Annotated in this window: 26 protein-coding genes and 1 tRNA gene; 9 read left to right on the plus strand and 18 right to left on the minus strand. The window is 65.6% G+C overall.

The genetic code is table 11. From position 1 onward, the window contains the following. Positions 1–463: 463 nt before the first annotated feature. A tRNA-Ser gene (locus BKA23_RS00805) sits at positions 464–554 on the plus strand. A 92-nt stretch (positions 555–646) separates the two neighbouring features. On the opposite strand, the gene BKA23_RS00810 is transcribed toward BKA23_RS00805, so the two are convergent. The 4 genes from BKA23_RS00810 to BKA23_RS00825 all read right to left on the minus strand — a co-directional run bounded on the left by BKA23_RS00810 (position 647) and on the right by BKA23_RS00825 (position 5,545). After that, positions 647–1,195 carry a GtrA family protein gene (locus BKA23_RS00810; RefSeq protein WP_145224641.1) on the minus strand — a complete coding sequence of 183 codons (549 nt, stop codon included), beginning with the start codon at positions 1,193–1,195 and terminating at the stop codon, positions 647–649. Next, positions 1,192–2,838, minus strand: coding sequence for a sensor histidine kinase (locus tag BKA23_RS00815; RefSeq protein WP_145224643.1), 1,647 nt, complete (start codon positions 2,836–2,838; stop codon positions 1,192–1,194). Before BKA23_RS00815 ends, BKA23_RS00810 begins: the two co-directional genes overlap by 4 nt. Positions 2,839–2,870: 32 nt before the next feature. After that, positions 2,871–3,593 (minus strand): response regulator transcription factor, encoded by a 723-nt coding sequence (locus tag BKA23_RS00820; protein ID WP_145224645.1) that lies wholly within the window; start codon positions 3,591–3,593, stop codon positions 2,871–2,873. A 224-nt stretch (positions 3,594–3,817) separates the two neighbouring features. After that, complete coding sequence (locus tag BKA23_RS00825) at positions 3,818–5,545, minus strand: glycerol-3-phosphate dehydrogenase/oxidase (RefSeq protein ID WP_145224647.1); 1,728 nt, start codon at positions 5,543–5,545, stop codon at positions 3,818–3,820. A 359-nt stretch (positions 5,546–5,904) separates the two neighbouring features. Between BKA23_RS00825 and BKA23_RS00830 the strand changes: the two genes are divergently transcribed. Both BKA23_RS00830 and glpK read left to right on the plus strand, forming a co-directional pair. Next, a complete protein-coding gene (locus BKA23_RS00830) occupies positions 5,905–6,642 on the plus strand; it encodes an MIP/aquaporin family protein (protein WP_145224649.1) in 738 nt (245 codons plus the stop codon). Between the two features lie 164 nt (positions 6,643–6,806). After that, on the plus strand, positions 6,807–8,318 hold the full coding sequence (glpK, locus tag BKA23_RS00835; protein ID WP_145224651.1) for a glycerol kinase GlpK: 1,512 nt from the start codon (positions 6,807–6,809) through the stop codon (positions 8,316–8,318). Positions 8,319–8,455: 137 nt separating this feature from the next. Here the strand turns inward: glpK and BKA23_RS00840 are convergent, their stop codons facing one another. From BKA23_RS00840 to BKA23_RS00850, 3 genes are all read right to left on the minus strand, one after another. Further along, entirely contained in the window at positions 8,456–9,331 is an 876-nt protein-coding gene (locus BKA23_RS00840) for a hypothetical protein (RefSeq protein ID WP_145224653.1), read from the minus strand. Beyond that, complete coding sequence (locus tag BKA23_RS00845) at positions 9,328–9,924, minus strand: SigE family RNA polymerase sigma factor (RefSeq protein ID WP_246104388.1); 597 nt, start codon at positions 9,922–9,924, stop codon at positions 9,328–9,330. Before BKA23_RS00845 ends, BKA23_RS00840 begins: the two co-directional genes overlap by 4 nt. A 458-nt stretch (positions 9,925–10,382) precedes the next feature. Beyond that, positions 10,383–11,153 (minus strand): Dps family protein, encoded by a 771-nt coding sequence (locus tag BKA23_RS00850; protein ID WP_145224655.1) that lies wholly within the window; start codon positions 11,151–11,153, stop codon positions 10,383–10,385. 12 nt (positions 11,154–11,165) lie between these two features. On the opposite strand from BKA23_RS00850, the gene BKA23_RS00855 reads away from it, so the two are divergent. Beyond that, positions 11,166–11,345 carry a hypothetical protein gene (locus BKA23_RS00855; RefSeq protein ID WP_145224657.1) on the plus strand — a complete coding sequence of 60 codons (180 nt, stop codon included), beginning with the start codon at positions 11,166–11,168 and terminating at the stop codon, positions 11,343–11,345. Between the two features lie 54 nt (positions 11,346–11,399). Here the strand turns inward: BKA23_RS00855 and BKA23_RS00860 are convergent, their stop codons facing one another. The 7 genes from BKA23_RS00860 to BKA23_RS00890 all read right to left on the minus strand — a co-directional run bounded on the left by BKA23_RS00860 (position 11,400) and on the right by BKA23_RS00890 (position 17,512). Then, positions 11,400–12,275 (minus strand): nucleoside/nucleotide kinase family protein, encoded by an 876-nt coding sequence (locus tag BKA23_RS00860; RefSeq protein ID WP_246104389.1) that lies wholly within the window; start codon positions 12,273–12,275, stop codon positions 11,400–11,402. A gap of 163 nt (positions 12,276–12,438) precedes the next feature. Then, a complete protein-coding gene (locus BKA23_RS00865; protein WP_145228044.1) occupies positions 12,439–12,822 on the minus strand; it encodes an HNH endonuclease in 384 nt (127 codons plus the stop codon). Next, positions 12,774–13,184 (minus strand): hypothetical protein, encoded by a 411-nt coding sequence (locus BKA23_RS00870; RefSeq protein ID WP_170226313.1) that lies wholly within the window; start codon positions 13,182–13,184, stop codon positions 12,774–12,776. Before BKA23_RS00870 ends, BKA23_RS00865 begins: the two co-directional genes overlap by 49 nt. Before the next feature lie 116 nt (positions 13,185–13,300). Further along, positions 13,301–13,600 carry a hypothetical protein gene (locus tag BKA23_RS00875; protein ID WP_145224661.1) on the minus strand — a complete coding sequence of 100 codons (300 nt, stop codon included), beginning with the start codon at positions 13,598–13,600 and terminating at the stop codon, positions 13,301–13,303. A gap of 467 nt (positions 13,601–14,067) precedes the next feature. Continuing rightward, a complete protein-coding gene (locus BKA23_RS00880) occupies positions 14,068–14,670 on the minus strand; it encodes a flavin reductase family protein (RefSeq protein ID WP_145224663.1) in 603 nt (200 codons plus the stop codon). Positions 14,671–14,674: 4 nt separating this feature from the next. Next, positions 14,675–15,508 carry an aldo/keto reductase gene (locus BKA23_RS00885; protein ID WP_145224665.1) on the minus strand — a complete coding sequence of 278 codons (834 nt, stop codon included), beginning with the start codon at positions 15,506–15,508 and terminating at the stop codon, positions 14,675–14,677. A gap of 174 nt (positions 15,509–15,682) precedes the next feature. Beyond that, the gene (locus tag BKA23_RS00890; protein ID WP_145224667.1) at positions 15,683–17,512 is read right to left on the minus strand and encodes a phosphoenolpyruvate carboxykinase (GTP); all 1,830 of its coding nucleotides are present in this window, start codon (positions 17,510–17,512) and stop codon (positions 15,683–15,685) included. Between the two features lie 386 nt (positions 17,513–17,898). Between BKA23_RS00890 and BKA23_RS00895 the strand changes: the two genes are divergently transcribed. Next, positions 17,899–19,080 (plus strand): calcium:cation antiporter, encoded by a 1,182-nt coding sequence (locus tag BKA23_RS00895; RefSeq protein WP_145224669.1) that lies wholly within the window; start codon positions 17,899–17,901, stop codon positions 19,078–19,080. A gap of 320 nt (positions 19,081–19,400) precedes the next feature. After that, a complete protein-coding gene (locus BKA23_RS00900; RefSeq protein WP_145224671.1) occupies positions 19,401–19,730 on the plus strand; it encodes a hypothetical protein in 330 nt (109 codons plus the stop codon). Here BKA23_RS00900 and BKA23_RS00905 read toward each other — a convergent pair. Further along, positions 19,653–21,023 carry an MFS transporter gene (locus BKA23_RS00905; protein WP_145224673.1) on the minus strand — a complete coding sequence of 457 codons (1,371 nt, stop codon included), beginning with the start codon at positions 21,021–21,023 and terminating at the stop codon, positions 19,653–19,655. The genes BKA23_RS00900 and BKA23_RS00905 overlap by 78 nt on opposite strands. Beyond that, complete coding sequence (locus BKA23_RS00910; protein ID WP_145224675.1) at positions 21,020–21,622, minus strand: winged helix-turn-helix domain-containing protein; 603 nt, start codon at positions 21,620–21,622, stop codon at positions 21,020–21,022. The genes BKA23_RS00905 and BKA23_RS00910 overlap by 4 nt, the downstream gene beginning before the upstream one ends. A 116-nt stretch (positions 21,623–21,738) precedes the next feature. Between BKA23_RS00910 and BKA23_RS00915 the strand changes: the two genes are divergently transcribed. The 3 genes from BKA23_RS00915 to BKA23_RS00925 all read left to right on the plus strand — a co-directional run bounded on the left by BKA23_RS00915 (position 21,739) and on the right by BKA23_RS00925 (position 22,499). After that, on the plus strand, positions 21,739–21,939 hold the full coding sequence (locus tag BKA23_RS00915; RefSeq protein ID WP_145224677.1) for a hypothetical protein: 201 nt from the start codon (positions 21,739–21,741) through the stop codon (positions 21,937–21,939). A 79-nt stretch (positions 21,940–22,018) separates the two neighbouring features. Next, positions 22,019–22,219, plus strand: coding sequence for a hypothetical protein (locus BKA23_RS00920; RefSeq protein WP_145224679.1), 201 nt, complete (start codon positions 22,019–22,021; stop codon positions 22,217–22,219). Between the two features lie 79 nt (positions 22,220–22,298). Continuing rightward, entirely contained in the window at positions 22,299–22,499 is a 201-nt protein-coding gene (locus BKA23_RS00925) for a hypothetical protein (RefSeq protein ID WP_145224679.1), read from the plus strand. A 201-nt stretch (positions 22,500–22,700) separates the two neighbouring features. Here BKA23_RS00925 and BKA23_RS00930 read toward each other — a convergent pair whose 3' ends face one another. Further along, positions 22,701–24,101, minus strand: coding sequence for a class II fumarate hydratase (locus tag BKA23_RS00930; protein WP_145224681.1), 1,401 nt, complete (start codon positions 24,099–24,101; stop codon positions 22,701–22,703). Positions 24,102–24,126: 25 nt separating this feature from the next. After that, positions 24,127–24,864, minus strand: coding sequence for a 3-oxoacyl-ACP reductase FabG (gene fabG, locus BKA23_RS00935; RefSeq protein WP_145224683.1), 738 nt, complete (start codon positions 24,862–24,864; stop codon positions 24,127–24,129). Positions 24,865–24,943: the final 79 nt, after the last annotated feature.

Raw genomic sequence — 24,943 nt, forward strand, 5'->3', positions numbered from 1 at the left:
GACGGGACGGGCCGGCGACCGTTCTGCGGGCGACCGGACGGCAATGGGTGCCGTGCCGGGGGTCCGTCGGGGTCGAATCGGCCCGTCATACGCCTGCCTTCGTGGTGAGGTTGATCGGTGGGACTGCGCGAGATGATGTTGTCCGGGGCGGCCGGGTCCTCGTTATCGACCCGTGACCTGAATGGAATGTTCTCATGGAATTTTATGGATGGTGTGCACCTGGGCACCGATCCTCGGACCCCGCGGGGCGAAGTCGCCGTCGCGATTCACTGACACAGCCGCCGTCCGCCGCCGCGACATCGAGTGCGCCAGGGCGCTCTCGCACCGGCACGCCGACCGAGACGGCACCCGTTTTGGTGTCGGCCCTGCCGGTTGGGTAGCCTTGCGTCGCTTCACCATGGTGCAACGTCGGGTCGGCAGATTTCAAAATCTGTCTCCCGCGCCCGACCGATCTGGTGGATCTGGAGGCGTCGCCTAGTCCGGTCTATGGCGCCCGCCTGCTAAGCGGGTTTGGGGATAAAACCCCATCGAGGGTTCAAATCCCTCCGCCTCCGCGTACGTCCGCAGCCGCGGCGCCCCGACTCAGGGGTGCCGCGGCTGCCGTCGTTGGAGGGAATCCGAGATGTATGTCGCAGGCGTCGTGCCGCTACTCCGCCTGATGCCGCGCGCTGGTCTGGCGGACGGCCTCGTCTACGGAGTCGACAGCGGGGTCGGTGACGCCGCCGGTGTGCACTCGGCTCAGCTCTGTCGGCAGCGCGTCTGCGGCAGCTTCGTCGATCGACATCGCGGGGGCGAACCACTTGCGCAGCAGCACGAACCGGATCACCGTGGCGATCACATTGCCGCCGAGCTGCACCACCGACTGCATCGCGTGCGAGGAGTGCGGGTCGTGGCGGGTCAGCAGCCAGAGGGCCCCGGCGGTGCACGCCCAGGTGATGACCAGCAACACGAGACTCTGCAACTGCACCTTGGTGGCGCCTTCACGCGTCTTCACTCCGAAGGTGAATCGCCGGTTGGCCGCGGTGTTGACCGCGGTGCAGATGATCAGCGCCAGGATGTTGGCGATCTGCTCACCCATGGCAAGGTTGAAGCCGAAGAAGAGCACGACATTCAGCACGGTGCTGGCGACGCCGACAGCCGCGAACTTCACCAGCTGACCGCCCAGTTGGCGGCGCGAGGTGGGTGGCGACGTCATACGGAAACCTTTCCTGCAGATTGATCGGGCCCCGTGGAGTGTGCACCTGAAACGTCCGCAGCGTTCTCAGGAATCTCGGCGCTCTCGGCGAGTTGCCGATCCGGCAGCCAGATGGCGAAGACGGTGTCACCGGGCTGGGAGGTGACCCTGACGGTTCCGTGATGTGCGGTGACGACGGCGTGCACGATCGACAACCCCAGTCCGGTCGACCCCTCGGTGCGGGTGCGGGCGCTGTCGCCGCGGGTGAACCGCTCGAAGATGTGCGGCACCAGCTCCGGCGGTATGCCGGGGCCGTTGTCGCGCACCAGAAACAGCACGCCGGCACCTTCGCGGCGCACCGACGTCGTGACGACCGTGCCTTCCGGCGTGTGACGCCGCGCGTTGGCCAGCAGGTTGATGAGCACCTGGCGGATGCGCGCCTCGTCACCCTCCACCTCGAGTGCCTCGTCCGGCAGATCCAGATCCCAGCTGTGATCACGGCCGGCAGCGTGCGCATCGCTGACGGTCTCGATGACCAGCGAGGTCACCTCGACAGGCTTGCGCTCCAGGGGCCGGCCGGAGTCGAGTCGCGCAAGCAACAGCAGGTCCTCGACGAGCGCGGTGATCCGAATCGCCTCGGATTCGATGCGGCCGAGCGAATGCACGACGCCCTCGGGGATCGGCTCACGCTCGCGGCGGGAAAGCTCGGCATACCCGCGGATCGAGGCCAGGGGAGTGCGCAACTCGTGGGAGGCATCGGCGACGAACTGCCGCACCTGCATCTCGCTCGCCTGCCGCGCGGTGAGCGCCTTGTCGATGTGATCGAGCATGCCGTTCAGTGCCGCGCCGACCTGGCCGACCTCGGTGCCCTCGTCAGTGTCGCGGGGCTGGACCCGCTCGGTCATCTCGACCTCGCCGGCGGACAACGGCAGCTTGGACACGCGCGTCGCGGTCGCGGCCACCCGTCGCAGCGGCTCGAGATTGCGCCGGATGATGTATGCCGCGAGAGTGCCGACCAGCACCACTCCGGCGCCGCTGAGCAACGCGATGGCGATGGCGGTCTGCTGGATGGTTTTGTTGTTGGTGCCCAGCGGCACACCGATCACGGTCACGACCGGGGTGGTCGACGGCAGCGCCGAGAACGCGCCGGTCGCGAGGTTCTCTTGCTGGGGCTGTCCGGTGGGGGATGTCGCGTATGCCGGCTGGAGGGCGATGAGGCGATACTCGCCGAGAGAGCCGCCGAGGTCGACGCTGCGGGGGGTGCGCCCGATTCCTGCCGTGTTGATCTGCTCGACGATCGACGCGCTCAGGACGTGCCCACGTCCGCCTTCGATGGCATACGCCATTGGTGACGGCGAACCTTCGAACTGGTCATAGAGCACGGTCGAAGGACCGGTGAGATCGACTCGGAGGTAGTCGCCACCGGCGCCGAGGCCGCCACCACCGAAGCCGCGCGCGGCAGCATTGCCCGGGCCGCCTCGCTGCGCCTGCATACCGGTGGCGGATGCCAGTAGCTGGCCGTCGGTCTGACGCAACAGCACGCGGTTGAGTTCGACGACGGTCAGACCGCCGACCGCGAGGCTGACCGCAAGGAAGAGCAGCAGCACCCAGGCGACGAGCTTGGTGCGCAGTGTCCACCGCGAGGGGTGGAGCAACGCAGACATCAGCAGACCTCCGGCATACGCCCGCGGGGACGTCAGTTGGCCGGCTTCAACACGTAACCCGCGCCGCGCATGGTGTGGATCATCGGCTCACGGCCGGCGTCGATCTTCTTGCGCAGGTAGGAGATGTAGAGCTCGACGACATTGGCCTGCCCGCCGAAGTCGTAGTGCCACACGCGGTCGAGGATCTGTGCCTTGGACAGCACTCGGCGTGGGTTGCGCATGAGATAGCGCAGCAACTCGAATTCCGTTGCGGTGAGCGAGATCTCGGTACCGTCACGCATGACCTCGTGGCTGTCCTCGTCGAGGGTGAGGTCACCGACGGTCAGCATCGAGGAGGACGACTCGGTCAGCGCCACCGAGCGCCGCAGCAGCGCGCGCACCCGGGCCACGACCTCCTCCAGCGAGAACGGCTTGGTGACGTAGTCGTCGCCACCGGCGGTCAGTCCGGCGACGCGGTCCTCGACGGCGTCGCGCGCGGTCAGGAAGAGCACCGGCAGCGTCGGGTCGTCGTCACGCAGCCGGCGCAGCACCTCCATACCGTCGAAATCGGGCAGCATCATGTCGAGCACGACGGCATCCGGCTTGAATTCCTTGGCGGTGCGCACGGCACTGGAGCCGGTGCCGGCGCTCTTGATGTCCCAGCCTTCGTAACGCAGGGCCATCGACAGGAGTTCGGTCAGATTGCTCTCGTCATCGACGACGAGAACGCGCACGGATGATCCGTCAGGCCGCTTGAGGCCGGGTGCAGTGCTCATGGTCCGCAAGTGAACTCGCACCTCCTATGTGGGTGCCAGGGCGATTCTGTGAAGTGGCTGTCTGATTCTTGTACGACCCGTTCAGTATGTCGCAGCTGCCGCCGCACGTCATCTGCGTGGCTGCGGTCCGCGCGCGGGAGGTTGGGGGCGCACCCCGGACGTCATACCGGCCGCGAACCTCCCGCGGCCCGAGCGCGGGAGGCTGGGGGATCAGATCGGGTGGATCACGTCGTGGCGGTCACATCGCGCAGGCCCTTGCGCATCTCGGGTGCCTGCAAGCGCGCAGCGTCGCTGTCCGAATCGTTGTCGAGCTCCTGGGAAGCGCGCTCGGCGGCGACGCGCTCGGCATACAGCTCGATCTCCTTGCGCTTGGTCTCCGCATCCCAGCCGAGCACCTCGCCCATGAGGTCGGCGGCGTCCTGCGCAGCGTCGACCCCGCGGTGCTTGGTCTCGATCGACATGCGGGTGCGCCGGGCCAGGACGTCGGTGAGGTGCAGTGCGCCCTCGTGCGATGCGGCGTACTTCAACTCCACCCGGAGGTACTCCTCCGCGGACTTCACCGGTTCGAGCAGCGACGCGTCGTCGTCGGCCAAGGACAGCAACTCGTGCAGTTTGGAGCCGTAGCGGTTGAGCAGATGCTCGATCCGCCACTCCGGCAGGCCGGTCTCGCGCGCGATCTCGTGCTTCAGATTGCGCATTGCGGCATACCCGTCGGCGCCGACGAGTGGCACATGCTCGGTGACCGACTCCTTGATCTCGCCGAGATCCTCGGCCGCCGCGTCGATCGCGTCCTTGGCCATCACGCGGTAAGTCGTGTACTTGCCGCCGGCGATCGAGATCAGACCCGGGCGCGGGCGAGCCACTGCGTGCTCGCGCGACAGCTGGCTGGTGTCCTCGCTCTCGCCGGCCAGCAACGGCCGAAGACCTGCATAGACGCCGAGGATGTCGTCCTTGGTCAGCGGCACCGCGAGCACCGAATTCGCATGCTCCAGAAGGTATTCGATGTCCGAGGCCGTCGCGGCGGGGTGTGCGAGGTCGAGGCTCCAGTCGGTGTCGGTGGTGCCGATGATCCAGTGCTGACCCCACGGAATGACGAAGAGCACGGACTTCTCGGTGCGCAGGATCAGGCCGACCTCTCCGGCGATGCGGTCACGCGGCACAAGGATGTGCACGCCCTTGGAGGCACGCACACGGAACCGGCCGCGACCGCCGCTCATCCGCTGCACGTCGTCGGTCCAGACGCCGGTGGCGTTGATGACGACCTTGGCCTTGACGGTCGTGGTCTCGTCGGTTTCGACGTCACGCACGACGGCACCGGTGACCCGGTCCGCCTCACGCAGGATCTCGATCACCTCGGCCGAGGCAAGCACCGTTGCGCCGTAATAGGCGGCGGTGCGGGCGACCGTCATCGTATGGCGCGCGTCGTCGGCCTGGGCGTCGTAGTAACGCACCGCGCCGACCATGGCGTCGTGCTTGAGGCCGGGGAACAGCTTGAGGGCGCCGCCGCGTGTGAGGTGCTTCTGGCGCGGCACCGAGCGGGCACCGCCCATCTGGTCGTACATCGCCAAACCCGTTGCGACGTAAGGGCGTTCCCATCCGCGATGCGACAGCGGGTAAAGGAAGGAGACGGGGTGCACCAGGTGCGGGGCGATGGTCGTGAGCATCAGTTCGCGTTCCTTGAGCGCCTCTGCGACAAGGCTGAAGTTCATCTGCTCGAGGTAGCGCAGTCCTCCGTGGAACAACTTGCTGCTGCGGGAGGACGTGCCGCTGGCGAAGTCGCGAGCCTCGACCATGGCGGTGCGCAGACCGCGGGTGGTCGCGTCGAGGGCGGCGCCCGCGCCGGTGACGCCGCCGCCGATGACCAGCACGTCGAATTCGCCTCGGCTCAATTCGGCCCAGGCTTTGCTGCGCTCCTGCGGCCCAAGCTTCGCGCTGAACGGCTGCATGACCATGGACGGCTCCTTCGGGGCGACGGGATGTGGCTTCAGCTTAGTTTCGTCCGGCTCGTGTTCTGCAACACGCAGTGTCCTCAGGGGAACTAGCGGTTGCGGCGGTTGCGGCGGGCGCCAGCACGGGACATCTGGGACTGCAGCATCGCCGATACATGGGGGTGTCGGGCGAGTTTCACGATACGCGTGGAGCGTCCGGCGGCGCGCCCAGCAGCCATAGACAATCTAAGGTTTCCTGAAAATTTGTCTCGAATTTCAACGACAACCGTGCACGATGTTATGAGATAGGTCACACTAAGTTTTCAGCCCACAGGGGCTCCCAGCACACGCTCCCAGTTCCCACAGAGAGGCCAGTCGACACTATGAGTTTGGGTTCCATCTTCTTCAGCGAGCTGATTGGTACAGCCATCCTGATCCTGCTCGGCGTGGGTGTCGTCGCCAACGCAGTGTTCCCCAAGAACAACGGCTTCGGCGGCGGCAACCTGATGATCAACTTCGGTTGGGGCTTCGGCGTCATGGCCGGTGTCTATGCCGCCTACAAGTCGGGTGGCCAACTGAATCCTGCTGTCACGCTTGGCATCTGGGCCTCCGGCGCGAAGACCTTCGTGCCGGGTGTCGACGTCAATGCCGGCTCGATCGCCGTCTACATCTCGGCCCAGCTCATCGGCGCCTTCATCGGAGCCGTGCTGTGCTGGCTGGCATACAAGAAGCAGTTCGACGATCGCGGAGACGCCCCGTCGCTGATCTTCTCGACCGGCCCGCAGATCAAGAGCACCCCGTGGAACCTGGTCACCGAGATCCTGGCGACCTTCGTGCTGATGTTCGGCGCCCTGTCGTTCGGCGCGTGGAACGGTGGCAAGGGCACGATTCTCGAAGCTTTGCCGGTGGCCTTCCTGGTCGTCGGTATCGGTGCCAGCCTCGGCGGCCCGACGGGATACGCCATCAACCCAGCCCGTGACCTTGGTCCTCGCATCGCCCACGCGATCCTGCCGATCCCCAACAAGGACTCCAGCAACTGGGCCTACGCGTGGATCCCGGTCGTCGGCCCGATCATCGGCGGCATCCTCGGCGGTCTGATCTTCCACTGGTACCACGGCTGATCGTTGGTTCAGGCCGCCAGTTGCGGCCTGGACCAACGGCATTCGTCATGACCTTGACCCGGCGTTGATCGCGATCTGACTGCCGGTTCAGAGAACGACGCGGTGGCGCCCGAACGTTGTCACCGGTGAGTGTTCAACGAGTTCCAACCACAGGAGTGAATGAAGTGAGCAAGTACGTTGCAGCGATCGACCAGGGCACCACGAGCACCAGGTGCATGATCTTCGATCAGGATGGCGCTGTCGTCGCCGTCGCGCAGACCGAGCACGACCAGATCTTCCCCAAGGCCGGGTGGGTCGAGCACAACGCCATACAGATCTGGGACAACACCCGCAAGGTCTGCGCCGAGGCCATGGCCCACGGCGACATCTCGACCTCCGACGTAGCGGCCATCGGCATCACCAACCAGCGTGAGACGACGGTGGTCTGGGACAAGACGACGGGCCAGCCGGTCTACAACGCCATCGTGTGGCAGGACACCCGCACGGACAAGATTTGCCAGCAACTGGCCGGCGACGAAGGTGCCGACCGGTTCAAGGCCAAGGTCGGATTGCCGCTGGCGACATACTTCGCCGGGCCCAAGGCGCGGTGGGTGCTCGACAACGTCGAGGGCGCTCGGGAGAAGGCTGAGGCGGGCGACCTGCTGTTCGGCACCATGGACACCTGGCTGATGTGGAATCTCACCGGTGGTGTCGACGGCGGCATCCACGTCACCGATGTCACCAACGCGTCCCGCACGCTGATGATGGATCTGGCGACCCTCGACTGGGACGACGACATCGTCGCCGAGATGGGCCTGCCGAAGTCGATGCTGCCCGAGATCAAGTCCTCCTCGGAGGTTTACGCCAACGCGCGTGATAAGGGCGTGTTCGCGGGCGTGCCGCTCGGCGGCATTCTCGGCGACCAGCAGGCCGCGACCTTCGGGCAGGTTTGCTTCGAGCCGGGCATGGCCAAGAACACCTATGGCACGGGCAACTTCGTGCTGCTCAACACCGGTGAGGAGCAGGTGCTGAGCAAGAACGGACTGCTCACCACGGTCTGCTACAAGATCGGCGACAGCAAGCCCATCTACGCGCTCGAAGGCTCGATCGCGGTGACCGGGTCGCTCGTGCAGTGGCTGCGCGACAACCTGCAGATCATCAAGGCCGCTCCCGAGGTCGAAGACCTCGCCAGGTCGGTGGAGGACAACGGCGACGTGTATGTCGTGCCTGCGTTCTCCGGTCTGTTCGCGCCGCACTGGCGGTCGGACGCCCGCGGAGCGATCGTCGGCCTGACCCGGTTCGCGAACAAGGGTCACATCGCTCGTGCGGCCCTGGAAGCGGTGGCCTTCCAGTCCAAGGAGGTCGTCGATGCAATGAATGCCGACTCTGGTGTCGACCTGACCGAGCTGAAGGTCGACGGCGGCATGGTCGTCAATGACACGCTGATGCAGTTCCAGGCGGACCTGCTCGGCGTGCCGGTGGTCCGGCCGAAGATCACCGAGACCACTGCGCTGGGTGCGGCATACGCGGCGGGTCTGGCGGTCGGCTTCTGGAAGGACGAGTCCGACCTCACCAAGCAGTGGGCCGAGGACAAGCGTTGGGAGCCGCAGATGGACGGCGCCGAGCGTGACCGTCTGGTGCGTAAGTGGAACAAGGCAGTGCAGCGCACGCTGGACTGGGTCGAGGACGAGGACTGACTCGGCGCAGAGGCCTGATCTGACGACAAAGGATCGTCATACGTGCTCGGAAGCGAGCCGTATGACGATCCTTTCGTCGTCCGGGGCAACCGCGGGGTCGGGTTTCAGCACCGTGCCGTGGGGACGACGATCGTCCGTCAGCGGTAGGCCACGGTGATGTGGTGAAGCGTGTCGTTCTCCTCGGTCACCGCGAAGTGCCCGGTCGGGTCGGCCCACGTGGTGGTTCCACCCGGAGTCGTGACCGTTTCTTCGGCCCAACCGAGACTGGTGAACACGCGTGACCAGTACGCATCGAGCGCCGCTACCTGTGCCTGCGGGACGGTGAACGTGGTGCTCGTGATCGGGGTCCAGGGCATGCCGGCAGGCATCGGGATCTGCCAGAACGTGCCGTCGGAATCCTCGACCGGCAGCGGGCCGGTGTAGCTGACGCCAGGCGTGAAGTTCGGCGGAGTCGCCCATGCGACGAGGCCGCTCGTCGGTGTCGTGATGGGATTTGATCCGGCGCCAGGGCGAGAGCCGGGTGTCTGTTTCGAGCCACCCGCGGAATCGCCGGGGGAGGTCGAGGCTGTTGCACGAGGCGTGCCGGTCGGCGTGACGATGGAGGAGCCGTTGGGCACCTCTGAACCTGCCGCCGCGCCGTTCTGCTGCTGGGTTGCCTCGGCGTGCGCGCCCGCCGTCGCGGTGCCGGGTTCTGCGGTGCGGCCCGGCTGCCAGGCGACATAGCCTGCGGTGCAGATCACCGCTGCTACCGCCGCCGCGGATGTCGTGACACGGAGCCATCGAGCATGGCGACCGCGCTCGCGTGGCGACGACGGCGTGGATCCGTGTGTGGATCCGGGTGTGGCCGCTGCTGTCGACGCGGGCGCAGACGTGGACTCCGGCGTCGACATACGTCGGGTGAATTGCTCCGCGCGGGTCTCGTCGAGGATCTCCGGCGTGATCTGGTCGGCCTTGGCGGCGAAGGCGGCACGCAACCGAGCTTCGAGGTCGACGTCATGGTCGTCAGGTGTCATTGCGCACCTCCTTCGAGCAGCGTTGTCAGGGTGGCCATGGCACGGCTGGCCTGTGATTTGACGGTTCCTTTGCTGATGCCGAGCGCGTCGGCGATCTGCGACTCGGACAGGTCCGACCAGTACCTCAGCACCAGCACCTCACGCTGGCGTGGCGGGAGTTGCCGCACTGCGCGCAATACCTGCTGGTGTTCCTCGGCGAGCAGGACGTCGCTGTCCGCCGGCGGGCTGATGTCGGGTTCTGCGACCTTGAGATGTGCTCGAACGGTGCGCCGTCGACGCAGCGTGGAGCGGGCCTGGTTGACGACCGACCGTCGGAGATAGCCCACGGCAGCGGCCGGATCGCGCAGCGATGCCTGGTGCCGGTGCATCCCCAGGAAGGCGTCTTGAACCACGTCTTCGGCAGTGGCGAGATCGTCGACGAGCAGGCGGGCCAGCCGCACCATCGGCAACTGATGGGTGCGATAGAGCTCAGTGAGGTCGAGCGCGTCGGACATCGGCGCGGTTGCATCGCGATCCGCTGAACTGCGGGCCACCGCCCCTCCCCGGTTCGTTCCGACGTGCCACCCGATGGTGGTCCCGTAGACGGCAGTCACCGGGGCCGACCTTGCAACGACGATAACCGAGATCCACGCGCGGCAGACACGTCATCGGCCGATGCCGTATGACGCTCAGCGATGCTCGCGCGGTAGTCCCTCATATGGTGATGGACGCCCGAAGCCGGTGGAGGTTGCATCCGGATCCGGCCAGATCACTGCCCTCACCGCGTTGTATCGCGCACGCTCAGCGGACATCAGCTCGTCGGTCGACGGACGCTCTGCAGCGCCCCGTGTCCCCGGGGCACTGCGGAGCACCGCCCATCCGGCCCTCTGCGCTGCCCCGCGTGCTGGGGCAGAGCAGAGTGAGTCGGTGATGTCCGCGTGAGTTGGTGATGTCCGCCGCGAGGGCGTCTCCGCACGCAATCGGTCGTCGACCGGGGCGACTGATGAGAGATGGGCCCCGTCGCTGGTGCCGCAGGCCGCAGGCCGCAGTTTCAGTTCGCAGTCCGCAGCTCTTAGCGCTCAGTGCGCTTGCGAGCCGTCGTCCGCTTCGCGGCGGTCTTCTTTGCCGCAGTCTTCTTGGCGGCCGTCTTCGCAGCCGTCTTCTTTGCGGTGGCCCGGGTTGCGCCGGCTGGAGCGGTCGTCCGAGCGTGACGGCCGGTCGACGACGCTGCAGCTGAGGTGCGCTTGGCTGCCGAGGTCCGCTTGGCTGCGGGCGTTCGTTTCGCTGTGGACTTGCTGGTGGAGGTTTTGCGAGCGGCCCCCCGTTCGGTGCGGGCGTCCTCGCCTGCGATCTCGCCGTACTCGTCTTCGAGGTGCGCACGAACGAACCACTGGAACTTCTCAAGTTGGCCGGTGTGGCCGATCATCATGTCCTCACTGATGGGATCGAGATCGCCGAGCTCTTCGATCACGGAGCGGTTGGTCTCGACGACTCCGTCATACACCTTGTTGAGCGCCGCGAGGTGGGCGATGGCGGTGCTTCGGCCGAGGGAGTAGTCGTCCCAGTCGCGCAGGGCGATGATGTCGCTGGCGCGACCTCCCGGTGCTGCGCCCATGGCGGCGATGCGCTCGGCCACTTCGTCGGCATACCCGCGGACGAGGTCGACCTGAGGGTCGATCATCTCGTGGACTCCGATGAAGTTGCGGCCCACGACGTTCCAGTGCACGTGCTTCAGCGTCAGATGCAGGTCGTTGTAGCACGCGAGGCGAGCTTGCAGCAGGTCGACGACACGATCGTTGTCGCGCCGGGAGAGCCCAGGAACGGAGTATGTCGGGGAGGCCATGGTTACCTTTCGATGGACGTGCTGATCGCGATGAACGTTCTGATCAGAAATTCGCCTGATCGGAAGTTCCACCTTATGCACGGCGCGATGGCGGCAGCCGGTTCCGGCGCCAGCAAATCCGCTGTGCCGGCGGCACAATCCATGCGATGTAACGGCCTTCGCGGATCGCATCGCCTGTTGGTGCTGATATGAGCGCAATTCGGAGATCACGGGTTGCGTCGTGGAGGGCTGCGTGTCGCAGTTGAGTTACCCGTGATCTTCGATCAACAGCGCGTCGGCGAGATCGCGAGTCTCGTTGATGAGTAGGGCGTTTCGTTCATCACTGCCCAGGGCGTGTGCTCGCGCATCTTCGGGTGTGCGACCGAAACGCTCGTGGCGCGCCGTCAGTCTGGCGCGTCGGACGTCCGAAGGCAGATCGACAAACCAGACCTGGTCGAGCAGTCCGCGCACCTGACGCCACGGTTCGTCGGGATGCAGCAGGTAGTTGCCCTCGGTGATGATCAGTTCGGCGCCAGGAGGGATCTCGATTGCGCCGGCGATCGGCTCCTCGAGTGATCTGTCGAACGCCGGAGCCCAGATCGATCTAGCCGCGACACTTTGCTTATCACGACGCGAAAAACGCTGTGGATAAGGCGTTTTCGGGAAATCGCCATTGAACTGATCCTCGCTGAGGGGCACGGCGGGTTGTCGCAGCCGGTGCAGAAGCGCGACGTATCCGTCGGCGTCGAAGGTCTCCGGTGCGCCTTTCACCGATGCGAGCCCGCGCTCGTCGAGACGTGCCTGGGCCAAGTGGAAGCCGTCCATCGGTACGACCACCGTTGCGATGCCGACTCGGTTTGAGGCGTCCGAAAGGTGTTGCGCCAGAGTCGATTTGCCGGATCCCGGAGGTCCCGTCAGACCGATGATCATGCGCCGAAACGGTGTTGGCAACTCGTGCGCGACGTGAGCAGGCGCGTGCCCATGAGGCTGAGACTGACCAAGCGCTGGCTGAGCCGGAGCCGCAGATGAGAGCAGTTCGCTGATGCGCTCCACCGCCGTGGAAACAGTGAGTGAGCGCATCCGTCCAGCCTGGCGATCGGATGATCGAATGTCCATGCAGCGTGGGACGCGGCTTGCCGACACTGTCCACCTGTCGGGCGCGTGGCCTGCGTCGGATGCTGGGCGAACCTTTGACCAGGCCGGCAGACGAGACCAAACCTGGGGGCTGCAACGAACGTGAATTGGTCAGGCCGTGCGGCGGTGAATTGCGATTGATGAGGTCGAGCTCGCTTGCGGCGTCAATTGGTTACGCGGCGCGGGGGTGGGTGATGTGGTGTGTCATTCGGCCGGGGGTGAGGTCCCAGGTGACGGTGTGGTTGGTGGCGTGGGCGGTGAGGTTGTCGCGGTGGACGATGGTGTGGTGGCGGGGGCATAGGAGTGCGGTGTTGGTGAGGGTGGTGTGTCCGCCGGCCCACCAGGGGTGGATGTGGTGGGCGTGGCACCACTGGGGTGGTCGGTCGCAGCCGGGGAAGGTGCAGTGGCGGTCGCGGATGATGACGGCGGTGCGCAGGCCTGCGGTGACTAGGCGTTTGTGGCGTCCGACGTTTAGTGGTTCGGATCTGCTGCCGAGGACGACGGGGATCAGGTCGGCGTCGCAGGCGAGTTGTCTGGCGGTGGTGGGGTCGATGATGTCGCCGGAGCGGGTGGGGAAGAGGCCGTGTCGGGTGTCGGGTGTGGTGCGCTGGTGGTGGTGAGGGCTTCTTTGACGATCGCTGCGTGTGCTGGTGACAGGTCAGCGATGAGTCGGATCATGCCGGTGGGAAGTTCTTGCCAGGTCAGGGTTTCGACCTGCTGGTGATGGTCTTCGTCGTCGGAGAGGGTGTGTTCACCGAATGCGGCGATGACGCGCCGGGTGAGCGTGCGCAATGTGTGGGGTGTCGGGTCGTCCAGGGCGAGGTACCAGGAGTGGATCTGCGAGCGTTCGACGGTGGGGAACAGTGGCGTGATCTTGGCGGCTTCGCGCAGCGCGGTCGCTGCTGTCGTGACGGACACGGCACCCTCACGCACGGCTGTGGTGATCGCACTGTTGCGGTTGTCCCGTGCGGCGCCGGCGAGTTCGGCGATCGCGCGGGCTTGGTGACGATTGATGCCGGGGTGAGTGCACGGACCTAGTGTGTGATCGACGCAGCAGTCGATTGGGCGATCGTGCCCCGCTCGGCTGCGTCGATGGTGGCGACTGCCGTGATGGTCTCGGCGCGGCGGCTCAGGTGCAGCATCACCGCCGCCAGCGCGCTCAGATCGGCATCGCCGAGGTGGTGCATCGCCGCCGGCCACGCATCCAGCGACTGCAGGAACGCTTGCGCTGACGCGAGAAGATCACCAGCCGTACCTGGGGCTGCTGGTGCGGCATCCGCGGCTGACGCTGGCAGGGGAGTTTCCGGCAATGACGGGACGTGGTCGATGGTCATGTCCGGTCTCCTTTCCTTGGTGTGCGACTACGTCTATTAGAACAAACGTTCGAGTCAAATACAAGAGGCGAGGAGCACGAATGCCATTTGTTTTCAGGTATTTTCGAGCACTGCTATCCACAGCGTGAACTGCGAGAGCGAGTTATCCACACGGTGGCGAGTCAGGCCTTCCGGCCGTCGTCGACGCGGTGATACAACGCGCGCACACGTGGAGCGCTGTGCTCGGGTGTCCGAGCTTTTTCGTTGTAGGACGATCACGCCAAGCGGGATGCTGGTGTTGGAGAGGCTGCGTCCCCGTGCTGGTAGGTAGGTGGACCCCAGGTCGGCCCCGATGTCACCGAGCACATGAGGGTGTCGGTGCGCCCTCGTGGTCACGTGATCACGTGTCGTTGAAAACTGAAGTGGTCTGTCGCTCGTGCGGGCCCAGCGAAGCGGACACCGACTCAAGGACTAACGCGAGGAGTTGGCTACTTCGGTCGGGTGAGGTCGAAACGCTGGTCGGCCGAGATCCCGAAGTATGCCGTGGGCCCTCCGGCCCGCATGGCGGGGTCGGCCGCTGCGGTATCGAATATGCCTTCCACCAGAAGAGATTCATCGATGTGCACCCCGACGACCTCACCGACGACGAACCAGGATCCGACAGCGTCTCCCGCGACATCGGTGAGTTGCACGATCTGCGCCACCCGGCACTCGAAGTTCACCGGCGACGCCGCAACCCGCGGCGCGCCGACGACCTGCGATGCCGCCTCCTCGAGCCCGGACGCCTCGAACTCATCGACGTCGGCCGTCGTCGACGTCGCATTCATCTGTTCCGCGAGACCGCGGGTGACGAGATTCCAGGTGAACTCGCCGGTGGCCTCGCAGTTGGCCACGCTGCCCTTCCAGCCGTTGCTGGAGAAGCCGATGAGCGGAGGCCGGTAGTTCAGCGCCGTGAAGAACGAGTATGGCGCGAGGTTTCGTCGACCGTTTGCGTCGTGGCTGCCGATCCACCCGATCGGCCGCGGCGCGATGATCGAGTTGAACGGATCGTGCGGCAGCCGATGGCCTTCCGAGGGCCGGTAGAAATGCACCCGCTCACATCTCCTCGTGGGTCAGCGGGTCGCCACCGAACAGCCGCCCGTCGGGTCGGCCGAGAGCGGTGATGGCCTTCAACTCCGTTGCAGTCAGCTCAAATTCAAAGATGTCGAGATTAGCGCTCTGGCGTTCGGGGGTCGCCGACTTCGGCAGTGGCAACGACCCGAGCTGGTGATGCCACCGCAGGATCACCTGTCCCGGCGTGACGCCGTGAGCACGCGCAGCCTCAGCGACCGGCGGTTCGTCGAAGGGAGCCTGCCGCTTGCCCATCGGGCTCCACGCTTGTGTCTGAATCCCCAGCTCCGCATGAACTTTTCGCATCTCCTCCTGTGGGAAATACGGGTGCAGCTCGATCTGGTTGACCGTCGGCGTCACACCGCTGTCGTCAATGATGCGTCGCAGGAATTCGTCCGTGAAGTTCGAGACACCGATCGAGCGGACCAGCCCGTCGTTTCGGGCGGTGACCAATGCACGCCAGGTCTCGACGAAGCGGTCCACACTCGGGTTCGGCCAATGGATCAGCTGAACATCCAGATACTCCAGGCCGAGCCGATCGAGCGACCCGCGGATCGACGCCAGTGCCTCGTCATACCCGTGGTCACGCCCGGGGATCTTGGACTGGATCTGCACGTCGTCCCGCGGCACGCCGGAACGGCGCAACGCCTCACCGACCTCGGTTTCGTTCTCGTAGTTCACCGCCGTGTCGAGCAGCCGGTAACCGGCTTGAATCGCACTGGTGATGGCGACGATGCCGTCCTCGCCGCGCAACGGGTACGTTCCGAATCCGACGGCGGGCAGAGTGTTCGAGTCGTTGAGCACGTATGTCGGGACCATGTCGCCACGCTACGCGCCGGACGTGCTGGCTGGTGGTGTCGGCTGCCCCGGAACGGCACTGCACGCGGTACCGCCGGCCCCGAATGGCATTGGCCCCGACGGGCTTTGGCCGACGGCGTGGCACCGGGCCCGGGGCGCCGCTGCGGCGTTCCCGGGCCCGGCAAGGCGAACGATCTAGTCGCCGAGGCGAGCTTTCAACCCATCCAGCTCGACCTGCAACTGCGTCGGCAGGGCGTCGCCGAACTTGGCGAACCATTCTTCGATCTGCGGGATCTCGGCGCGCCATTCCTGCGGGTCGACGCGCAGGGCGGCCTCGACCTGCTCGGGCGTCATGTCGAGACCGTCGATGTCGAGCGACTCGGGAGTGGGGACGTGGCCGATCGGTGTCTCGACGGCAGCGGCCTTGCCCTCGATGCGCTCGATGACCCACTTCAGCACGCGGGAGTTCTCGCCGAAGCCCGGCCACAGGAACCCGCCGTCCTCGTCGCGACGGAACCAGTTGACGTAGAAGATCTTGGGCAGCTTGCTGGCGTCGGCGTCCTTGCCGACGTTGATCCAGTGCCCGAAGTAGTCGCCGGCGTTGTAACCGATGAACGGCAGCATCGCCATGGGGTCGCGGCGCACGACGCCAACCTGACCGACCGCCGCAGCAGTCGTCTCGGAGGACAACGTGGCGCCCATGAACGTGCCGTGCACCCAGTCGCGGGCCTCGGTGACGAGTGGCACGGTGGTCTTGCGGCGACCACCGAACAGGATCGCCGAGATCGGCACACCACGCGGATCGTCATACTCGTCGGCCAGGATCGGGCACTGGTCGATCGGGGTGCAGTAGCGCGAATTCGGGTGCGACGACAGCTCGCCGGAGTCAGGCGTCCAGTCCTCGCCCTTCCAGGACGTCGCGTGTTGCGGCTCGTTCTCCAGGCCCTCCCACCAGACGCCGCCGTCGTCGGTGAGTGCGACATTGGTGTACACCGAGTTGCCCTTGGCGAGAGTGCGGATGGCGTTGGGGTTGGTCTTCTCGTTGGTGCCGGGCGCGACTCCGAACAAGCCGAACTCGGGATTGACCGCATACAGCCGGCCGTCGTCGCCGAAGCGCATCCAGGCGATGTCGTCACCCAGCGTTTCGACCCGCCAGCCGGGGATGGTCGGCTCGAGCATCGCCAGATTGGTCTTGCCGCAGGCGCTGGGGAAGGCGGCCGCGACGTAGTAGGTCTGCTGCTCGGGCGAGATGAGCTTGAGGATGAGCATGTGCTCGGCCAGCCAGCCCTCGTCACGGGCCATCGCCGAGGCGATGCGCAGCGAGTAGCACTTCTTGCCGAGCAGCGCATTGCCGCCGTATCCCGAGCCGTACGACCAGATCGTGCGCTCTTCGGGGAACTGCACGATGTACTTCGTCTGGTTGCACGGCCAGGCGACGTCCTTCTCACCCGGCTGCAGCGGCGCGCCCAGCGAGTGCAACGCCGGCACGTAGCGCGCGGACTCGCCGAGCTCCTCGATGCGGTCGAGCACCTTCGAGCCGCAACGGGCCATCACACGCATCGACGCGACGACATACTCGCTGTCGGTGATCTCGACGCCGAACATCGGCTTTTCGGCGTTCAGGTGCCCCATCACGAACGGTATGACGTACATCGTGCGTCCGGTCATGCAGCCTCGGTAGAGGTCGGTCATGATGGCCTTCATCTCGTCCGGCGCCATCCAGTTGTTGGTCGGCCCGCAGTCCTTCTCGTCGACCGAGCAGATGAACGTGCGGTCCTCCACGCGTGCGACGTCGGTGGGGTCGGACGCGGCGTAGAAACTGTTCGGGTGGGTCTGCTCGTTGAGCCTGGTGAACGTGCCCGCGGCGACGAGCTTGTCGGTGACCTCGGTCCACTCCTGCGGCGATCCGGTGATCCACTGGACGCGGTCGGGCGTCGTCAGGGCGGCGACCTCGTCGACCCAGGCGGCGAGTGCGGCGTGAGTTGTGCCACCAGTGGCGGTTGCGGCGGGTGTGTCTGTGGTCATCGGGTGGATCCGTCCTGAAGGTGTGGCCCGGAACGCGGGCGCGGAAAAGGCGTGTCGAGCGCTGTATGGCGGGCGACTGCTTGCGAACGTACGCCGTGCCACACAGTCCCCCAGTGCTGCGGCCGGATCGGAATTGTGATCCAAGTCACACAAACTGTGGGGTTTGTGCGTTTGGTGGTGACAGTTGTTGAGGTGAGGCGCCGTGGCGCCGATCCGGGCGACAAAACCGAACAGGCCGAGACGTGCAGGCCCGGTCGGCGACCGTCAGGAGTGCGGGCGCGAACCGCACGGCGCGGCCTCGCGTCGGCCCGACTGTCCGAGCTGTATGACGAAGTTGAGCCCTCCCGCGGTGACCGGCCGTGACCGTGAACAGGAAGAATGACGTGATGAGCACACCGGATTCGGCACAGTCCACCTGGACCAGGTGGACCACGATCGCGCCGATCGTGGCACTCGTACCGCTTCCGTTCACGTGGGGGCGCAGTCTCGGGACGATCTGGATCGTCATCGTCGCGGTGCTCCTCGCCGCTGCGGTGCTCGCTGCGGTGCACCACGCCGAGGTCGTGGCGCACCGTGTGGGCGAGCCGCTCGGATCGTTGGTGCTCGCTGTCGCGGTGACCGTCATCGAGGTCGCACTCATCGTGACGCTGATGGTCTCTGGTGGTTCCGAGGCATCCACGCTTGCACGGGACACGGTGTTCGCCGCTGTGATGATCACGTGCAACGGCATCGTCGGCATCTCGTTGTTCGTCGGCGCGATGCGGCATCACACCGTCACCTTCAACGCCGAGGGCACGGGAGCTGCCCTGGCCTGCGTGATCACGCTGGCCGCTGTGTGCCTCGTGCTGCCGTCGTTCACCTCGAGCGTCTCCGGGCCGGAGTACTCCGGATCGCAGTTGACGTTCGCGGCGATCGCGTCGTTGTGCCTGTACGGCTTGTTCGTGGTCACGCAGACGGTTCGCCACCGAGACTTTTTTCTGCCGGTCGACCGGGCCGACTACCGGCCCCTGGCGAGGGCGAATAGTGGCCAGGAGGGCGTGGAGCAGGCAGCTGCGAGCGCGGACGACCCGCTCACCCAGGAGGACGACGGAGAGCACGCCATGCCTCCGTCCGGGCGCGAGGCCACGTTGGCGTTGGTGTTGCTGCTGATCTCGTTGGTCGCCGTTGTCGCACTGGCGAAGGTCGAGTCCAAGCCGATCGAGAAGGGCGTCGAATCCCTCGGCCTGCCGCACGCTTTCGTCGGTGTCATCATCGCGCTGTTGGTGCTGTTGCCCGAGACCCTCGCCGCAGTGAAAGCCGCACGACGTGACCGGGTGCAGATCAGCCTGAACCTCGGTCTCGGATCGGCGATGGCGTCCATCGGCCTGACCATCCCGGCGATCGCACTCGCGTCGATCTGGCTGCCGACCGACCTGCACCTCGGGCTGGGGCCGACCCAGCTGGTTCTCCTCGCCATCACCGCCGTTGTGGGGGTCCTGACGGTGGTGCCCGGTCGCGCGACGCGACTCCAAGGCGGCATACATCTGGTGTTGCTTGCCGCATTCATCTTCCTGGCGGCGAATCCCTGAGTCCGGGCGGTGGGCGGCGTCACCTGTGCCCGGCCGCACAACGACGGCTGGGCCGCTGCGGGGGCTGTTGCTATGCGATGACTCGGAGGATGGTTGCGGCGGAGGAGAACAGAAACTCCTCCGCCGCAACTCTTTCGGCACGAGCTGTCGGTTGGGGACACGCGACCCTCACCGTCAGCTACTGCTTGCCGAACTCCTCCCCATGTATCCGAAGTGATACTTGTGAACTCGGACGGCTTTAGTAGACCACGGGTTCGGCAAGGTTTTCTCCCCGATGAAGTAATTGTTTGGTAAATTTGAGTATCTGATAAGGTACTAGCATGAGTGACGTTGAGCCGCTCCGCGTTCCTGACTTCACCGAGCGCCTTCTGCTCGCAGCCGATGAAGCGCGGATGAACGCAGCTCAGGTTCGTGACGGTCTACGCGCCATCGGCGTGGAGACAGGCGAGAAGTCGATCTACAAGTTGTTCAACGGAACGATCAAGAATCCGACCACCGCCACGCTCGCGGGACTGGGCAAGGTCCTGGGCACCGACGTGCGATGGTTCTGTGAGCCGGACGACGACGGGTCGCTATACCGCGCGCTCAGTTCCCACTGGGCGTTGCAGCGGCGCGTGGACGACATGACCGAGGGCCCAGAGCGCGACTAGCGTGCACGCGCCGCCCATGAGCACGGTGGGCACGGCGACCGGACAAAAGGCTGCCAATGCGATGCCGACGACGAATCCGAGCGGTTCGAGCGCGTCGGTCGCCAGAATCATCACGGCCGTGACCCGTCCGCTGATGGCTTCTCCGCCCTCGTCGTCCGCCTTGGCGGTCACGGACCGCAGGTAGCCGCTGAGGAACGGTCCGGCCGGTCCGAGGCTCAGTCCGAGCGCAGCCATGACGACGAGATCTGTCGTCCAGTTCGACACGACGCCCAGCGTCACAACGCACAGTCCGCTGACGGTGGCCATCGCGCAGGCCAGCACCAGCCGGGTGCGTTCGGGGCGCGACTGAAGTGCGAAGCCCACCAGTGTCGCGATCGTCATACCGATGCCGAATGCCGTGATCGTTGCGCCGTACTGCTGTCCGCTCCAGCCGTCCTGCCGGGCGCGGAAGGGCAGCGTGACGAGCAGAACCACCGCCATCGCGACGGTGATCGCTGCCTGGACGAAGAGCGTGCGCGACAGCACCGGATGCGCGCGGACGAAGTCGAAGCCGCCCTTGATCCGCCGGACCGGCGCCGCGTCGGACGAGCTTGCGACAGCAGAGACTGCGGGTGCCGGATCTGGCAGCGCTTCGGAGGTCGTGGAATCGGACGATGCGGCGTGGGTGGCGAGGTTGGATGCATCGGTCTGCGGCGTCGCGATGTGACTGAGCTGGAACAAGATCCCCAGTGCGACGACTACAGCGACGGCACCGGCGACCGCGGGGGCTGAAATGCCGCCCTGGCCCAGCAGATAACCCGCCACGATGCCACCGACCGCCTGCGACAACCGCTGCGTTCCGCGCTCGACGACGACAGCCGAGGCCTGGCCGTCGGCCGGTAGCAACGCGATGGGGTAGGTCGTCATGGCCGGCTCGTGGACCCCGGAGATCACACCGATGAGCGCCCCGATGGCAGCGACCGTGGCGAACGGTGCGGCTCCTGTGTGAACCACGACGATCCAGGCGATCATCACCACGGCCCGCAGGGCCAGGGTGATCAAGGCGACCTTGCGCGATGTATGCCGATCGACCCAGTTGCTACACAGGATGAGAACGAACGCGAGTGGCACTCCCGTTGCCAGCAGAATCCCGGCTGAGGCCCAGTCGGAGTGGGTGCCGGCGATGATCCACCCCAGCGTCACCAGCCAGACGGCGTTGCACAGCTCGTCCAGAAAGTAAGCGAGCGTGAACCACCGATAGGTGCCTTGCCGAACGACCTGAGGAACTGACCACTCACCGTTCGAGGACGTCATGAAGCCGCGTCGTCGAAGGCGACGGGGTAAGGCACTGCGTGCGTTACGACGAAGGCCGCGCGGGTGTCCTCACGGCCTTCGGCGTCCTGCTGTTTGGAGATGGACAACCATTTCTGGCCGACGGCGTTCAGATCTGCGGACAACTGGGTCAGTTGTTCGACGGTGAGCGCGGTCATCACGTAGTCGTAGCGTTCGACGGCCCGGCGCCACTCGGTGGGCCACTCACGGGCGCGATCGATCCATTCCTGCAGCACCTGGCTCTCGGCCTGCAGGGTCGAGCGCAGCCACGCGCGGGCTTCGGGCGTGTAGTCCTCGGTCTCGCTCAGTTCGCCGAGCCGCACACCACCGGGCACCGCGTGCCAAATCCGTTGGCGCACAGGCGCATCCGGATTTAGCGGGGCGACAAAAGAGATCCTTTGCAACTCGCGCATGTGAAGGTTCAAGCTGGCTTCGCTGATGCTCGTCAAAGTGGCGAGTTTCCTGGCTGTCATGTCGCCGAAGATGAGCAAAGCGTCGTACGCGCGAGCTCGGAACGGGTTGGCCATGACGCGCAGGACGTCCCTGGTCGGCTCGGGGGTCAACTCGGAATCGTCACTCATGATCTTCAAAGCTTACTGACGAGTGTCGAATTTTCTTCATATCCTGGGCACTGAAAGCCCTCAGGACTGTCGGGGGTCGGGGCTTTCGATCACTTAAAACACACAAGGAGAACATCATGCGCACCAACCAGAACACTGTCTTCGCCGGCGTCAACGGCACCGGTCGCTTCGTCAACGGCACCGGCCGGGATGTGAACGGCACTGGCCGCTTCGTGAACGGCACTGGTCGTTTCGTGAATGGCACCGGTCGCGATGCCAACGGCACCGGTCGTGGCGTGAACGGCACCGGTCGATTTGTGAACGGTACTGGCCGCTGACGGGCCCACATAGGGCATTCTGACAGTTGTCAAGATTTTGCGGTTGACTACTCAAACGCACTCACACAGGGAGAACATCATGCGCACCAACCAGAACACTGTCTTCGCAGGCGTCAACGGCACCGGTCGCTTCGTCAACGGCACCGGCCGGGATGTGAACGGCACTGGCCGCTTCGTCAACGGCACTGGTCGTTTCGTGAATGGCACCGGTCGCGACGTCAACGGCACCGGTCGTGGCGTGAACGGCACCGGTCGATTTGTGAACGGTACTGGCCGCTGACGGGCCCACATAGGGCATCCTGACAGTTGTCAAGATTTTGCGGTTGACTACTCAAACACACTCACACAGGGAGAACATCATGCGCACCAACCAGAACACTGTCTTCGCCGGCGTCAACGGCACCGGTCGCTTCGTCAACGGCACCGGCCGGGATGTGAACGGCACTGGCCGCTTCGTCAACGGCACTGGTCGTTTCGTGAATGGCACCGGTCGCGACGTCAACGGCACCGGTCGTGGCGTGAACGGCACCGGTCGCTTCGTCAACGGCACCGGCCGCTGAGCCGCCGGTAGGACCTGATGAACACGCCGCGACCCCGGGGCGTACGGACGATCGAGTGTCCGGACGTCCCGGAGACACGGCACCAGAAATCCCGTCCAATCTGCTGGTGATCAGCAGATCTCGTTCGCGAGGATTGAGGCACTAGCGGTGCGTTCGCTCTTGAGCGGCGGCGCCGTCTGAACAGGTGTAGCCGGCAAGAGTTCAGTCGCTGGCGGGGCGAGTCATCGACAACACATCGAGGACACGATCGAGGTCGGCCTCGCTGATCCGGTCGGGCACGTGACCGCGCTGTATGACGACCTCCCGGATCGTCTTGCGTTCCTTCAAGGATTGCTTGGCGATGGCAGCGGCTTCGTCATACCCGACGTAATGGTTGAGCGGTGTGACGATCGAGGGGGAAGATTCGGCGAACTCGCGGCAGCGGTCGACGTCGGCGGTGATGCCCGAAACGCACCGATCGGCGAAGAGCACCGAGACCTTCGACAGCAGGGCGATCGACTCCAGCAGGTTGCGCGCGATCACCGGCAACATCACGTTGAGCTCGAAATTGCCGGCAGCGCCACCCCACGCCACGGCTGCGTCATTGCCGACAACTTGAGCGCAGACCTGGCACACAGCTTCTGCCAAAACGGGATTGACCTTTCCAGGCATGATCGAACTACCTGGCTGCAGATCGGGTAAGAAGATCTCCGTCAGCCCCGTGCGCGGGCCGGACCCCATCCAGCGGATGTCGTTGGCGATCTTGGTCAGCCCGACCGCCAACGTCCGCAGTACACCCGACAGTTCCACGAGCGAGTCACGCGCGCCTTGCGCCTCGAAGTGATTCGTCGCCTCGGTCAGCGGCAGTCCGAGCTCGTCGGCGAGTCGCGCGATCACCGCGGCAGCCAGGCCGGCCGGTGCATTGATGCCGGTGCCGACAGCAGTGCCGCCCAGCGGCAGCGAGCCGACTCTGGGCAGCACCGACTCCAGCCGGTCGACGCCGAAGCGGACCTGCGCGGCATACCCACCGAACTCCTGGCCGAGGGTGACCGGCGTGGCGTCCATGAGGTGGGTGCGTCCGGATTTCACCACCTCGGAGAACCCGACCTGCTTGTCGGACAACGCTTTTGCCAGATGAGTCAGCGCCGGGATCAGGTCGCGGGTGACCGATTGCACAGCAGCGATGTGGATCGCAGCCGGGAACTGGTCATTGGAGGAAAACGGATCGTTGACGTCGTCGTTGGGATGAACCGGTTCACCCGACGCATCCTGGGCGAGGGTGGCGATCACCTCGTTGGCGTTCATGTTCGACGAGGTGCCACTGCCGGTCTGGAAGACGTCGATGGGGAACTCCCCGTTCCACGACCCGTCGGCGACTGATGCGGCTGCGGCCGAGATGGCCTCCGCCTTCGCCTGGTCAAGGTCGCCGCGTTCGGCGCGCTCCCGGGCGGAGGCGCCCTTGATCAGCGCGAGCGCAGCGATGAGTGCGGGGTCGATGGGTCGCCCCGAGATCGGGAAGTTCTCGACCGCGCGCTGGGTCTGTGCGCGCCACTTCGCCTCTGCCGGCACGCGCACCTCACCCATCGAGTCGTGCTCGACGCGGGTTTTCTCGGATCCGGTCATGCTGCTGCCTCCTGATTCGTTCGGCTCACATCAACCGTCCGCCGGTGATCTCAAGGACGGTCCCCGTCATGTATGACGACATCTCGCTGGCGAGGAAGAGCACCACGGACGCGACCTCGCCCGGCTCACCTGCGCGACCCATCGGGATCTCGGCCATCTTCTGGTCCCAGGCCTTCTGCGGCATCGCCTCGGTCATCGCGGTGCGGATCAGGCCGGGCTGCACGGCATTGACCCGCACGCCCTTGAAGGCGACCTCCTTGGCCGCGGCCTTGGTGAGGCCGACGATGCCGGCCTTGGCGGCCGAGTAGTTGGTCTGGCCGATGAAGCCGACCTTGCCAGATATCGACGACACGTTGACGATGGAGCCGTGGCCCTGCTCGCGCATGATCGCTGCGGCCGAACGCGTGCCGTTCCACGTGCCGCGCAGGTGCACCTGCATCACGAGGTCGAAGTCGTCCTCGGTCATGTTCCGCATGGTCGCGTCGCGGGTGATGCCTGCGTTGTTGACGAAGACATCCAGCGAGCCGTATGTCGCAACCGCCCTCTCACATGCAGTCTCGACCTGATCCAACGACGTGACGTCACAGCCGATTCCGATCGCCTCGCCGTCGAGCTCGGCCGCGGTCTGCTGGGCGGCCGCGGTGTCGAGGTCGGCGATCACGACCTTGGCGCCATGGGCGACGAAGGTCTGCGCGATCGCGTGTCCGATGCCGTTCGCGCCGCCGGTGACGACTGCGACCTTCCCCTGCAACAACTGACTCACCCGGTCTGCCTCCTGAGATGGTCGGCGACCCACCGGCCACCGACAGCGTGTATGTCGATGTCGTGCAGTGTGCGCGAGC

The organism is Rudaeicoccus suwonensis, from assembly GCF_007829035.1.
In the GTDB taxonomy this organism is placed as follows: Bacteria; Actinomycetota; Actinomycetes; order Actinomycetales; family Dermatophilaceae; genus Rudaeicoccus; species Rudaeicoccus suwonensis.